A 13,574-nucleotide genomic window follows, 5' to 3' on the forward strand; every position below is an offset into this window, starting at 1 on the left:
GGGGAAGGATGAGAACGCCTAATTAACGGTGAGTTAATGCGTTAATGAATTCGGCCGCCGGCATGGGTTTGCCGTAGAGGTAGCCTTGCAGGAAGTTGACGTGATGTAACGTCAGGTATTGGCTTTGTTCTTCGGTCTCCACGCCTTCGGCGACGATGCCCAGGTCCAGCTTGGCGCACAGTTCGATGATGCTGTCCAGGATGTGCCGCGACAACGCATCGAGACCGATCATGGCGACGAAGCTCTGGTCGATCTTCAGGAAGTCGACGTTGAACGTGCGCAAGTAAGTCAGGCTCGAATGGCCGGTGCCGAAGTCGTCGATGGCGATCCTCACGCCCGCTTCGCGCAGTTCGCTGAAGAGGCGGTGGGTGATGTCGGTGGGCTCGACCAGTTCGCGTTCGGTGAGCTCCAGCACCAGGTGGATGCTGCCCGGCTCGAACGCGGCGAGGAATTCGCGGCAGTCCTGTACCAGTTCCAGGTTCTGGCAGTGACTGGCGCTGATGTTGATGCCGATGTGGAAGGGCGTGACGAAGGTAGACGAAACCGGCCCCAGCAGGGCGGCGGTCTGCTGCATCAGCGAGCGGGTCATCGGTACGATCAGGCCTGAATGCTCGGCAAAGGGGATGAACAGGTCGGGGCGGACCAGGCCTTCTTTCGGGTGGTTCCAGCGCATCAGCACTTCGGTTCCCGACCATTGCTTGCTGTCGCCGTGGACCACCGGCTGGAAGTAGGGAATGAACTCTCCGGCTTCCAGTGCGCGGAGCATTTCATGGCTCGGTGACGTGGAGCGCTTTTGCACGATGTAGCCGATGGCGCCGGACACCGCGCCGAAAAAGATCAGCAGGCTGAACAAGGGCGGGTATTCGTCCGCCATGTAACGCCACACCTTGCCCTCAGGAAACCCCGCCGACACCGAAAAGGCATAGCGCGATGAGTTCAGCGTGCTTTGCGCCACCGGCAACGGTGGGAGGGCGCCTTGATGCACTTTGCCGTCGGCGGACAGCCAGTTGTTGCCCACCTGCAACAGCAGCAGGGTCTGCCGCCCGATCAGGCGCAGGATGTTGCTCAGGTGGTAGCCGTCCAGCGTAGTCAGTGCGCCGCCCCGGCCTCCGCTCAGCCGATAGACCAGCAGTGCGGTGTCGGGCGTCACCGGGTTGCCGTTCATGAGCCACAGTTTGCCCTGGGTGTAGTCGCCGGGGTTGACGGCCTCCTTGAAGTGGCCGAACAGCGAGCTGCAATAAAGGTTGTCGTCCCACACAAGGTTGGTCGAGCGGACGAAGGGGCGGCGGGTGACCTGTTCGCGCAGGGCCAGTTGCGCCGTGTCGCAGGGTTGGCCGGCCAGAGGCAGCAGTTCGAGGGCGGCCTGGGCCGTGTTGTCGAGCATCAGTTCGAACTGACGCAGCGCTTCTTCGGCGGTCTGCTCCGCGCTCTGCTGCAAGGTGCGCTCGGCCTGCAGGTAGAGAATGGCGGTGCCCGACAGGATCGGCAGCAAGCCGCACAGCAGGGTCACGATGATCCGGGTGCCGGGCTTGCGGCGGGATCGGGCGGTCAGCGGCATGGGGGCATCCTGTCGCGGGGGAGAGCCGCCCTTGAATGCAGGGCGCCCTCCGGTAAGTGAGTCGTCAACGCCCATGATAGATGGCTGTCGGTGCCTGTGCCGTTCAAGGGCGATGTCGCCGGGTCGCCGACGCTATGAAGGCGAGGGTGGCGGGCGACGCCTGGCGGCTGTCCAGCACGGCCAGCCCCACCTGTCGGCGCACGGCGGGGGACAACGGCCGTTTCACGTAGCGGCCGGCGGTGTCCGCCGGCAATGAGCCTTCGGCCACGAGGCTGACCGCGTCGCCACGGCCGACGACATCGAGTGTGCTCAGCAGTTGCGAACAGCGGTAGCGGATGTTGGGGCTCAGGCGGGCCGCGCTGAAAAGGCGCGAGACCAGTTCCGAAGAGCCGGCCTCGGTGAGCACGAAAGGATCGTCGCACAGATCCTTGAGGCTCACGTGCGCCCGTGCCGCCAACGGATGGCCGGCCGGGAGCAGGGCGACCATCCGGTCCTCGATCAGGGGGAACGTGTCGAAGCGCTCTTGCGGCAAGACCACGAAACCGATGTCGATCCGCCGCTCTTCCAGCCACTGGATCACTTGTCGGTCCGGCCCTTCCTCGATGTGCACCTCGATGCCCGGATGGGTCTGGCGGTATGCCTCCAGGATGCCGGGCAGCAGCGTGACCGAAGAGGTCGGGCCGAACGAACCGATGCGCAGCGTGCCGCGCTTCATTCCCCGGGCATCGGCCGCCTCCTGACGCAAGGTGTCGGCCAGCCCGAGCATGGCCCGGGCGCGCAGCAGCAATTGTTCGCCGATGTCGCTGAGCTCCACTTGGGCGGCATGCCGACGCAAGAGTTCGACGCCCAGTTCCTGCTCCAACGACTTCAGGGCATGGGACACCGCCGACTGGGAAATGCCCAGGCGATTGGCGGCGAGGGTGAATCCGCGCAATTCGGCCACCCGCGAAAAGATTTCCAGTTGAGTCAGGGTCATGAGCTTTTACTCATTTTACGATGATGAACAATCGAACAAATGATACGGCATCCGTTCTCTTTGTCTCGGGAGTGTTATGTCCGGTTATGAGCAAATCCGCCCGGCGCGTTCGGACGTGCCGGTGTACGTGAACCTGGCGCTGGTCACCATGGTCTGGGGCGGCACCTGGGTGGCCGGTCGGCTGCTGGCCGGCCAGCTGAGCCCGATGTTTGCCGCCAGCCTCAGGTTCCTGCTGGCCAGCGCGGCGCTGCTGGTCTTTCTGCGGCTGGCGCGGATCCCGCTGGCCCGGCCGAGCCGCCGGCAATGGCTGCAACTGACGGTGCTGGGGTTCTTCGGGATCTTCCTTTACAACCTGTGTTTCTTTTACGGCCTGCAATACATCAACGCGTCGCGGGCCTCGCTGATCGTGGCGTTGAATCCGGCGGTGATCGGCCTGGCGTCCTGGCTGCTGTTCAAGGAACGGCTGGAACGAATGAAAGTCCTCGGCATCGCGGTCTGCATCGCCGGCGCGGTAACGGTGATCGTCAGCCGCGACCCGCAATCGCTGGCGGCATCGCCGAAGGCCTGGATCGGAGATCTGCTGATCTTCGGCTGCGTGCTGGGCTGGGGCGTGTACTCGCTGTTTTCCCGTAGCCTCAGCCAGAGCCTCGGCCCGGTGCAGACGGTGACCTACTCCATCCTGCTCGGCACGGGAATGTTGTGGGCGTTGGCGGCCCTGCGCGGCGAACTGGATTGGGCGAGACTGGCCGACCTTGGCGCAGAGCAGTGGTGGAGCCTGGTCTACCTCGGCGTGCTCGGTTCGGCGCTGGCCTACATCGGCTACTACGACGGCATCCGCAAGATCGGCGCGACGCGCGCCGGCGTGTTCATCGCCCTCAACCCGCTGACGGCGGTGATCCTCGGTGCCCTGTTGCTCGGCGAGCGGCTGACGCCGGCCATGTGCCTGGGCGGGGCGGTGATCCTGGCGGGGATCTACCTGTGCAACAAACCCTTTGCAGCGACGCGCAAAAGGCGGATTTTATAGAGAGGGCAGACAATCCGTTTTACGCTGTGTAGAATCCGGTTACGCATACAATAATAATCGTCTTCTGGCAGCAGAAGCCTCGCCCGCAAGAGCCTTGGGTCGACAATGAAGATATTCGGGTTACAACTGATCTACGGTGACTTCCTCGCCCGCAGCGTGCGTGGCGTCTCCTGCGCACCGCCCCGCGCCCTCAGCATGACTGGCAACTAACTTTGGTTAATTGATAAGAATGATGAGGCGCCTACCATGGCAGATCTGTACGAAAACCCAATGGGCCTGATGGGCTTTGAGTTCATCGAATTCGCGTCGCCGACGCCCGGCACCCTGGAGCCGATCTTCGAGATCATGGGCTTCACCAAGGTCGCGACCCACCGCTCCAAGAACGTGCACCTGTACCGTCAGGGCGCGATCAACCTGATCCTCAACAACGAACCCCACAGCGTCGCCTCGTACTTTGCCGCCGAGCACGGTCCGTCGGTGTGCGGCATGGCGTTCCGGGTCAAGGATTCGCAGAAGGCCTACAGCCGTGCGCTGGAACTCGGCGCCCAGCCGATCCACATCGAGACCGGCCCGATGGAGCTGAACCTGCCGGCGATCAAAGGCATCGGCGGCGCGCCGCTGTACCTGATCGACCGTTTCGGCGAAGGCAGCTCGATCTACGACATCGACTTCGTGTTCCTCGAAGGCGTCGACCGTCATCCGAAAGGCGCGGGCCTGAAGATCATCGACCACCTGACCCACAACGTGTACCGCGGCCGCATGGCCTACTGGGCGAACTTCTACGAGAAGCTGTTCAACTTCCGCGAGATCCGCTACTTCGACATCAAGGGCGAATACACCGGCCTGACCTCCAAGGCGATGACCGCTCCGGACGGCATGATCCGCATCCCGCTCAACGAAGAGTCGTCCAAGGGCGCCGGCCAGATCGAAGAGTTCCTGATGCAGTTCAACGGCGAGGGCATCCAGCACGTGGCGTTCCTCACCGACGACCTGGTCAAGACCTGGGACGCGCTGAAGAAGATCGGCATGCGCTTCATGACCGCGCCGCCGGACACCTACTACGAAATGCTCGAAGGCCGCCTGCCGAACCACGGCGAGCCGGTCGACCAGCTGCAGGCTCGGGGCATCCTGCTCGACGGTTCCTCGGAGCCGAACGACAAGCGCCTGCTGCTGCAGATCTTCTCGGAAACCCTGATGGGCCCGGTGTTCTTCGAATTCATCCAGCGCAAGGGCGACGATGGCTTCGGCGAGGGCAACTTCAAGGCGCTGTTCGAGTCGATCGAGCGTGACCAGGTGCGTCGTGGCGTGCTGACCGCCGAGTAAGCTTCAACGATGCAAAAAAGCCCGGCCTGCAATCCTGCAGGCCGGGCTTTTTCATGCCTTCACATTCCCTTGCGGGAGCGAGCCTGCTCGCGATTGCGATCGTTCGGTCGATATCCATTTCGAGTCTGAAGACGTCATCGCGAGCAGGCTCGTTCCTACAGGTTTTTGGTTCGGGGACTACGGGCGGCGTTGGCGCATCAGGTGCTTGAAACCTTCGAACACCAGCACCATCACCGCCATCCAGATCGGGATGTAGGTCAGCCATTCGCCGGACTTGATGCTTTCGCCCAGCAGCAGCGCCACGCCCAGCAGCAGCACCGGTTCCACGTAGCTGAGCAGGCCGAACAGGCTGAACGGCAGCAGACGGCTGGCGATGATGTAGACCACCAGCGCCGAGGCGCTGATCAGGCCGAGCAGGGGGATCAGCCAGGCCAGGGCCGGGTATTGGTCGAACACGCCGAAGCCTTGCTCGCCGCCCCGCACGAACCAGTAGGCCACGGGCAGCATCAGGGTCATGTCGACCCACAAGCCGCCGAGGTTGTCCGTCTTCAGGCGTTTGCGCAGCACGAAGTACAGCGGATAGCCGACCACCACCACCAGCGTCGCCCAGGAGAAGCCGCCCACCTGGTACAGCTCGTTGAGCACGCCCAGGCTGGCGAAGAACACGGCGACCTTCTGCAGGTACGACAGGCTCTCGCCGTAGGCGATCCGGCCGGTCAGCACCATGGCCAGCGGCAGCAGGAAGTAGCCCAGCGACACATCGAGGCTGTAGCCGTTGAGCGGCGCCCACATGAATAGCCACAGCTGCACGCCGAGCAGGGCGGACGACAGCGCCAGGCCGCCGATCAGCTTCGGCTGCCCGGCCAACCGGCGCAGCAGTTCCGCCACCCGGCGCCACTCGCCGGACAGCAGCATGAACACGGTCATGCAGGGCACGGTCAGCAGCATCCGCCAACCGTAGATTTCCACGCCGCTCAGGGGGCTGAGCAACGAGGTGTAGAAATACATGACGGCAAACAGCGTCGAAGCCGTCACCGAGAGAGCGATACCTTTAGCCAAACTGTCCTCGCGGGTTGCAGGTCAAACGGGGCGCGCAGGATACGTGGTTTTTGTGCTGAATATTGGCCGAGTGCTCAATATTTCCCACATCGTGAAGATAAGCACAAAAACCGGGGGAGTGATTGTCTTGATCCTGCCCCGGGGCGGCCTCAGTGACGCCATCGCCAGCGGGCTGGCTCCCACCTTGTTTTCAGGTGAACGCAGAACCTGCATTCACCTGAATCCCTGTAGGAGCCAGCCCGCTGGCGATGGCTTCAGTCGAGGCAAAACAGCCCTCAGGCCGAACGCGGCCGGCGCCCCGACACGAAATGGCTCACATCGTTGAACCCCGGCGTCGAGGCATGCCCCGGCGTGACCAGCGAATCGATGAACGCCTCGTCCTCAGCGGTGATCTTCACCGCTTGGGCCTTGGTGTAGGCATCCCATTGCGCTTCGGTGCGCGGCCCGACGATGGCCGAGGTCACGGCGCTGTTGTTCAGCACCCAGGCGATGGCGAACTCGACGATCCCCACCCCGCGGTCCTGGGTGTACTGCTGGATCTGCTGGGCGATGCGCAGCGACTCCACCCGCCATTCGGTCTCCAGGATGCGTTTGTCCTGGCGGCCGGCGCGGCTGTCGGCGTCGGGTTTGACGTCCGGCGCGTATTTGCCGCTGAGCACGCCACGGGCCAGCGGGCTGTAGGGCACCACGCCCAGCCCATAGGCCTGGGCGGCGGTGATCTGCTCGGTCTCGGCCTGGCGGTTGACGATGTTGTACAGCGGCTGGCTGATCACCGGACGGTCGACGCCGAGCTTGTCGGCGATGCGCACCACCTCGGCGATCCGCCAGCCCCGGTAGTTCGACAGGCCCCAGTAGCGGATCTTGCCCTGGCGGATCAGGTCGCCGATGGCCGAAACCGTCACCTCCAGCGGCGTGCTGTGGTCCTCGCGGTGCAGGTAATAGATGTCGAGGTAGTCGGTGCCGAGCCGGGTCAGGCTGGCCTCCAGGCCGTTGAACAGGTGCTTGCGGCTCAAGCCGCTGCGGTTCGGCACACCTTCGGTCGGGCCGAAGCCGACCTTGGTCGCCAGCACCCATTCGTGGCGACGGCGGGCGATGGCCTCGCCGACGATCTCTTCCGAGCGGCCGTTGGTGTAGACGTCGGCGGTGTCGATGAAATTGATGCCCTGGTCCCAGGCCTTGTCGATGATGCGCAGCGAATCTTGTGCGCTGGTCTGTTCGCCGAACATCATCGTGCCCAGGGTGAGGGTGGACACCTGCAGACCCGAGTGCCCCAAAGTGCGATAGCTCATGCCGAATTCCTTTTGCCGGAGGGAAAGCCTCCATCAAATACCAGAAGCGCCTGGCGCGGCAAAGTGAATTATCGGCTCAACGTTTTGCAGCGCTCGCGCAGGAACGCCTGCAACACCTTGACCCGCTCCGACACCTGCACCCGGTGCGGGCACAGCAGATTGAACGGCACGCTTTCGCCGTGCCAGTCGTCGAACAGCGTCACCAGCCGGCCGGCGCGCACGTCCTCGGCCACGTCGAGCCAGGCCTTGTAGGCGATCCCGTGCCCGGCCAAGGCCCAGCGCCGGGCGACTTCGCCGTCGTCGCTCAGATAGTCGCCGTGGACTTCGACCTCCAGGCTCTCGTCGCCGCGGCCGAAACGCCAGGTGTTGTACGGCCGGCCATTGCGCAGGTAAAGCAGGGCGCTGTGTCCGCTCAGTTCGCCGGGGTGCTGCGGCGAACCGTGGCGCGCCACATACGCGGGGCTGGCGCAGGCCACGCGACGGTGCTCGGGCAGGATCGGCAGCGCCACCAGCGTTGAATCGCTCGGCACGCCGAAGCGCAGCGCCACGTCCACCGTTTCGCGAAACAGGTCCGCGTGACGGTCGTTGAGCAGCAGCTGCAGCTGGATGTGCGGATGCTCGCGCTTGAAATCGTCCAGCCACGGCAGCAGCACGTTGCGCCCGAAGTCCGACGGTGCCGCCAGCTGCAGGACGCCGCTCAAGCCTTCGGTCTGCTGCTTGAGCGCCAGTTCGCCCTCGGCCAGCGTGGCCAGGGCCAGGCGCACGCTTTCCAGGTAGCGCCGGCCCTCTTCGGTCAGGCGCATGCTGCGGGTGGAGCGGGCGAACAGGCGGATGCCCAGGCGTGTCTCCAGACGCTTCAGCGCGATGCTGGCGGCCGCCGGGGTGAGCTCCAGCGTCCGGGCGGCGGCGGAAATGCTACCCGAATCGGCGGTGCGGACGAAGATCTCCAGATCGAGTATCGAGCTCATTGGTAAAAATCCTTTAAAGATCCTTCCGATTTACCGGGATTTTTCTTCGATTGGCAACCCGTGAATATGGAATCTCCTTAAGCCCAGCGGAGCCACTGTCATGAAACCACTCGAATCTTCCTTGCGCGATCAGACCGTCGTCGTCATCGGCGGCAGCAGCGGCATCGGTGCCGCCGTCGCATCCGGCGCCGCCGCGCGGGGCGCCCGCGTCTACGCAGTCGGCCGGCGGATCGATGCCGGCGCCGGCGACGTCCGTCAGGCGTCCGCCGACATCACCGATGATGCGTCGCTGCGCCAATTGTTCGAACGCATCGGCGCCTTCGATCACTTGGTGATCACTGCGGGCCCGAACGTCAGCGCCAAGCCCCTGGCCGACAGTGACCTGCTGCTCGCGCAACAGGCGTTCGACGTGAAGTTCTGGGGCGCGGTGCGTTCGATCCAGCAAGCGCTGCCGTACCTGAGCGAGCGGGGCAGCATCACCCTGACGTCCGGCCTGCTGTCGCGCAAGTTCGTGGCCGGGCAGTTCATCAAGACCACCCTGAACGCCGCGCTTGAGGCGCTGGCCAAACAGTTGGCCAAGGAGCTGGCGCCGCGCCGGGTCAATGTGATCAGCCCCGGCGTGACCGACACCGAAGCCTACGCCGGCATGGATGAAAGCCAGCGTGCGGCGATGTTCGCCCGCACCTCGGCGGCGTTGCCGGTGGGCCGGATCGGCACGCCGCAGGAGTTGGCAGACGCCTTCACGCTGGTGATGGAAAACGGCTTCATCAGCGGCAGCATCATCGACGTCGACGGAGGCGGACTGTTATGACCTGGCATTTCGACCACCTGGCGTTCAGCACGCCGGACGGGCCAGCGGTGCAGGACGCCTTCGATGGATTGCTGGGGCTCAAGCCCGGCCGGCGGCCGCCGTTTCCGTTTCCCGGCCGATGGCTGTACCAGGATGCCCAGGCGTTGGTGCATGTGATCGAGCAGCCTGCGCTAGAGGATACGGTGCTGAGCCACATTGCCTTTCGCACCGATGACGACGCGGCGCTCGTGCTCAAGCGGGTGCAAGCCAGCGGTTTGCCGTATCAGGTGGCGCAGGTGCCGGAGGACGGGATCTGGCAGATCTTCGTGCAGATGCCCGGCGGGCTGGTGATCGAGTTGGATGCGAAAGCGCGCGTTGCTTGAGTGCGCTCGATGCAGGCAGGGGGTCACCCACGAAAAACGGCCCGAAAGGGCCGTTTGTGCATCGCTCGCGAATTACGCCCGCAACGTGCGCGTCATGCGCAGCGCCAACAGGCTGCCGCCGACGATGACGGCCGCCAGCAGGTACAGCGCCGCATCGGTCGACCCGGTGCTGTCCTTGACCCAGCCCACCAGGTACGGGCTCAGGAAACCGGCCATCTGGCCCATGGAGTTGATCAACGCCAGGCCGCCCGCCGCCGCGCCTGCGCTGAGCATCGCCGTCGGCACCGGCCAGAACATCGGCAGGCCGGTGAGGGCGCCCATGGTGGCGAGGGTCAGGCCGAGGATGGCGAGGGTCGGGTTGGCGGCGAAGTTCACCGCGATCAGCAGGCCGGCGGCGCCCATCAGCATCGGCACCACCAGGTGCCAGCGGCGTTCCTTGCGCAGGTCCGCCGAGCGGCCGACCACCAGCATGAACAGTGCCGCCAGCAGGTACGGGATCGCGCTCAGCCAGCCGATCACCAGGTTGTCGCTGAAGCCCAGGTTCTTGATGATCGACGGCAGCCAGAAGTTGATCGCGTACACGCCGCTCTGGATGCAGAAGTAGATCAGGCCGAACGCCCAGATCGCCGGGTTCTTGAACACTTCGGTCAACGAATCGGAGGCGGTCTTGGGCTTGTTCGCCAGGTCTTCGGCCTGGTCGGCCTCCAGCACCTTGCGCTCCTGGGGGCTCAGCCACTTGGCGTTGGCGAAGCTGTCGCTGAGCAGGAAGTACGCGAGCACGCCCAGCACCACGGTCGGAATGCCTTGCAGCAGGAACATCCACTGCCAGCCGGCGAGGCCGCCCTGGCCTGCGGCGAAGTGGTTGAGGATCCAGCCGGAGAACGGGCTGCCGAGCAGGCCCGAGACCGGGATCGCCGACATGAACAGCGCCATGATCCGCCCGCGGCGGAACGTCGGGAACCACTGCGAGAGGTACAGCACCACACCGGGGAAGAACCCGGCTTCGGCGGCGCCGGTGAACAGGCGCAAGGTGTAGAACTGGGTCGGGGTAGTGACGAACAGCAGGCAAGTCGACAGCGTGCCCCAGGTGATCATCATCAGGGCGATCCAGCGCCGCGGACCGAACCTGGTCAGCGCCAGGTTGCTCGGCACGCCGCACAGCACGTAGCCGATGAAGAAGATCCCGGCGCCGAGGCCGTAGACGGTTTCGCTGAACTTCAGCGCGTCGAGCATCTGCAGCTTGGCGAAGCCCACGTTCACCCGGTCGAGGTAGTTGAACAGGTAGCAGATGAAGATGAAGGGGATCAAACGCAGGGTGATGCGTTTGTAGACGGCATTCTTGTCGTCAGCGATGGCCTGGACAGCTGCGGCGCTCTGTGACATGGCGACTCTCTCTTTATTATGATTTTTTGCGATGCAAGGGTAACGTTGATCGCCCTGAGAGTCTCGGCCACCTTTGGCCGGATTGTCTTTGTGCCTGAGCACAGGGTTTGTCGCCGGACCCTGTGCGGGTGAACAACCGTCCGCGCCCGTTTTCAAGGATTTTGCCCACTATGTTCGAACTCGATCACGACCTCGCGCAGGACATCGTCGACCGGGCCATGGCCATTCTGCCCTACAACGTCAATGTCATGGACAGCCAGGGGCTGATCCTGGGCAGCGGCGAGCCGGAGCGCATCAACACCCGCCACGAAGGCGCGCAACTGGTGCTGGCCAACGGCCGGGTGGTGGAGATCGACGCCCAGACCGCCGTGCACCTCAAAGGCGTGCAGCCGGGGATCAACCTGCCGCTGATGCTCGATGGTCGGCTGATCGGCGTGCTCGGCATCACCGGCGAGCCGGAGCCACTGCGCACGTACGCCGAACTGGTGCGCATGACAGCCGAAATGCTGGTGGGCCAGCGCAACCAGCAGGCTGAGCAGCAGTGGCGGCGCCAGCGCTGCGATGACCTGCTGGCGCTGCTGCTGAGCGAGGCGGGGGATTCGCCGAGGCTGGTGGACGAGGCGCAGCAGCTGGGGCTCAAGCCGCAGTTGACGCGGGTGCCGTACCTGTTCGAGCTGGGCCTGGAGCAGGGCGCGGGGCAAACGGTCGAGGCCCTCGGTGCCTGGCTGATGTCGCGCTACCCGGACAGCTGGTGCGTGAGCTCGGCCAAATCGTCGCTGCTGTGGTGCCGTCCGGCGGGGCAGGCTCTGGAGCATGACCGCCTGCTGGAAAAGCTCGACGGGCAGGGCTGGAACATCCTGCGCATCGCCGTGGGCGGGCAGGCCGACGGTTTGGCTGGGCTGCGCCGCTGCTACCGGCGGGTCGGCGATTTGCTGGCGTATGGCCGTGAGGTGCTGCCGAGTTCGCGGCTGCTCAAGCTCGACCGCTATCGCCTGCCGGTGATGCTCTGGCGGCACCGCAACGACGACGCCCTCGATGAACTGCTCAAGCCGCTGCGCAAGGTGATCGCCAAGGACAGCAACGGCCAGTTGCTGGCGACGCTGCGCAGCTGGTGCGAGCACGACGGCCAGAGCCAGGCCTGCGCCGACGCGCTGGGCATCCACCGCAACAGCCTGCGTTACCGCATGGAGCGGATCGCCGAACTGAGCGGGGTGGACCCGCTGCGGCTGGACGGAATGCTCGCGCTGTACCTGGGGGTGCAGCTCTTGCCGCAGACCTGAGGGCTTTGAGGACACACCGCCAAACCCTGTAGGCGCTTGCCTGCAAGCGAAGAGGCCGGCACTGCCGACATCTCTGCTGCCTGACCCGCCGCCATCGCCAGCAGGCTGGCTCCCACATGGATTGCGGGGGTACCCACCACATCGGAGGTCACCGCAGACCTGTGGGAGCTGGCTTGCCAGCGATGGGGCCGGCACTGCCAGCATCTCTGCTGCCTGACTACCGCCATCGCTGGCAAGTCGAGTCGTCGCACCGCAGCTCCCACAATGTCATTCGCAGAGCCCCGGTTTTGTGGAATTGAACAATAAACGCCCCCGCCGCTTGTGCAGCGGACAGGCGTCAAGGGCACTGGGGGCTGGCAGCATGGACGCCATTGCAACTGGAGAATTCGCATGAAGATCGTCATCGCACCCGATTCGTTCAAGGACAGCCTGAGCGCCCAAGGCGTGGCCGAGGCCATTGCGGCGGGCCTGACGCAGGTCTGGCCTGAGGCGACGCTGGTCAAGTGCCCCATGGCCGACGGCGGCGAGGGGACGGTGGAGTCGATCCTGGCCGCCTGCGAAGGCGAGCTGCGCCGCACCCAGGTGCGCGGCCCGTTGGGGGTGCCGGTCGACGCCGCCTGGGGTTGGCTTTCGCACAGCCGCACCGCGATCATCGAAATGGCCGAGGCCAGCGGCCTGCAATTGGTGCCGCCGGGGCAGCGCGACGCCTGCGTCAGCAGCACGTTCGGCACCGGTGAGCTGATCCGCGCGGCGTTGGACGCCGGGGCGCAGCGGGTGATCCTGGCCATCGGCGGCAGCGCCACTAACGATGGCGGCGCCGGGGCGATGCAGGCGTTGGGCGTGAACCTGCGAGATGCCCAAGGGCAAGCGCTGGCGCCGGGCGGCCTCGCCCTGGCGCAGTTGGCGCAACTGGAGCTCGACGGGCTGGACCCGCGCCTGGCGCAGGTGCGCTTCGACATCGCCGCCGATGTCAACAACCCGCTGTGCGGCCCCCACGGCGCCTCGGCGATCTTCGGCCCGCAGAAGGGCGCCTCGCCGGCACAGGTGCAACAGCTGGATCAGGCCCTCGGGCATTTTGCCGACCTCTGTGCCCAGGCGCTGGGCAAGGATGTGCGCGACGAGCCCGGCAGCGGCGCGGCGGGCGGCCTGGGGTTTGCGGCCAAGGCGTTTCTCGGTGCGCGCTTCCAGGCGGGCGTCGAGGTCGTGGCGGAACTGGTGGGCCTGGCGGACGCCGTGCAGGGCGCGGATCTGGTCATCACCGGGGAAGGGCGCTTCGATGCCCAGACCCTGCGCGGCAAGACGCCGTTCGGCGTGGCGCGCATCGCCAGCCAGCGCGGCGTGCCGGTGATCGTCATCGCCGGCACCTTGGGCGAGGGCTATCAGGCCCTCTACGACCACGGCATCGACGCCGCCTTCGCCGTGACCGGCGGGCCGATGCCGCTGGAGCAAGCCTGCGCCGAAGCGCCGCGCCTGCTGCGCGAGCGGGCCTGCGACATCGCCAGGGTGTGGCGACTGGCCAAGCGCAACGCCTGACCAGAGCA

12 protein-coding genes are annotated in these 13,574 nt (G+C 65.3%); 6 read left to right on the top strand and 6 right to left on the bottom strand.

Annotated elements, in window-relative coordinates; genetic code table 11:
* Positions 1-22 precede the first annotated feature (22 nt).
* Positions 23-1,558, bottom strand: coding sequence for an EAL domain-containing protein (locus CAG29_RS24275; protein ID WP_085583894.1), 1,536 nt, complete (start codon positions 1,556-1,558; stop codon positions 23-25).
* Between the two features lie 103 nt (positions 1,559-1,661).
* Positions 1,662-2,534 carry a LysR family transcriptional regulator gene (locus CAG29_RS24280; RefSeq protein WP_085583892.1) on the bottom strand — a complete coding sequence of 291 codons (873 nt, stop codon included), beginning with the start codon at positions 2,532-2,534 and terminating at the stop codon, positions 1,662-1,664.
* 76 nt (positions 2,535-2,610) lie between these two features.
* Between CAG29_RS24280 and CAG29_RS24285 the strand changes: the two genes are divergently transcribed.
* Both CAG29_RS24285 and hppD read left to right on the top strand, forming a co-directional pair.
* Positions 2,611-3,558 (top strand): DMT family transporter, encoded by a 948-nt coding sequence (locus CAG29_RS24285; protein WP_085695255.1) that lies wholly within the window; start codon positions 2,611-2,613, stop codon positions 3,556-3,558.
* 246 nt (positions 3,559-3,804) lie between these two features.
* Positions 3,805-4,881, top strand: a complete 1,077-nt coding sequence (hppD, locus tag CAG29_RS24290) for a 4-hydroxyphenylpyruvate dioxygenase (protein ID WP_085583888.1) — start codon at positions 3,805-3,807, stop codon at positions 4,879-4,881.
* A gap of 177 nt (positions 4,882-5,058) precedes the next feature.
* On the opposite strand, the gene rarD is transcribed toward hppD, so the two are convergent.
* The 3 genes from rarD to CAG29_RS24305 form a co-directional block, all read right to left on the bottom strand.
* Positions 5,059-5,940 carry an EamA family transporter RarD gene (rarD, locus tag CAG29_RS24295; RefSeq protein ID WP_085633693.1) on the bottom strand — a complete coding sequence of 294 codons (882 nt, stop codon included), beginning with the start codon at positions 5,938-5,940 and terminating at the stop codon, positions 5,059-5,061.
* A gap of 275 nt (positions 5,941-6,215) precedes the next feature.
* Positions 6,216-7,229 carry an aldo/keto reductase gene (locus CAG29_RS24300; RefSeq protein ID WP_085583884.1) on the bottom strand — a complete coding sequence of 338 codons (1,014 nt, stop codon included), beginning with the start codon at positions 7,227-7,229 and terminating at the stop codon, positions 6,216-6,218.
* 68 nt (positions 7,230-7,297) lie between these two features.
* Positions 7,298-8,197 (bottom strand): LysR family transcriptional regulator, encoded by a 900-nt coding sequence (locus tag CAG29_RS24305; RefSeq protein ID WP_085633697.1) that lies wholly within the window; start codon positions 8,195-8,197, stop codon positions 7,298-7,300.
* A gap of 100 nt (positions 8,198-8,297) precedes the next feature.
* Here CAG29_RS24305 and CAG29_RS24310 point away from each other — a divergent pair, with 100 nt between their 5' ends.
* Both CAG29_RS24310 and CAG29_RS24315 read left to right on the top strand, forming a co-directional pair.
* Complete coding sequence (locus CAG29_RS24310; protein ID WP_085583880.1) at positions 8,298-9,008, top strand: SDR family oxidoreductase; 711 nt, start codon at positions 8,298-8,300, stop codon at positions 9,006-9,008.
* A complete protein-coding gene (locus CAG29_RS24315) occupies positions 9,005-9,370 on the top strand; it encodes a hypothetical protein (RefSeq protein ID WP_085633699.1) in 366 nt (121 codons plus the stop codon). The genes CAG29_RS24310 and CAG29_RS24315 overlap by 4 nt, the downstream gene beginning before the upstream one ends.
* A gap of 72 nt (positions 9,371-9,442) precedes the next feature.
* On the opposite strand, the gene CAG29_RS24320 is transcribed toward CAG29_RS24315, so the two are convergent.
* Positions 9,443-10,753 (bottom strand): MFS transporter, encoded by a 1,311-nt coding sequence (locus CAG29_RS24320; RefSeq protein ID WP_085583876.1) that lies wholly within the window; start codon positions 10,751-10,753, stop codon positions 9,443-9,445.
* Between the two features lie 170 nt (positions 10,754-10,923).
* Between CAG29_RS24320 and CAG29_RS24325 the strand changes: the two genes are divergently transcribed.
* Positions 10,924-12,033, top strand: coding sequence for a sugar diacid recognition domain-containing protein (locus CAG29_RS24325; RefSeq protein WP_085695256.1), 1,110 nt, complete (start codon positions 10,924-10,926; stop codon positions 12,031-12,033).
* 390 nt (positions 12,034-12,423) lie between these two features.
* Positions 12,424-13,566, top strand: coding sequence for a glycerate kinase (locus tag CAG29_RS24330; RefSeq protein WP_085583871.1), 1,143 nt, complete (start codon positions 12,424-12,426; stop codon positions 13,564-13,566).
* Positions 13,567-13,574: the final 8 nt, after the last annotated feature.

The organism is Pseudomonas sp. B7(2017) (genome assembly GCF_002112745.1).
Classification (GTDB): Bacteria; Pseudomonadota; Gammaproteobacteria; order Pseudomonadales; family Pseudomonadaceae; genus Aquipseudomonas; species Aquipseudomonas ekonensis.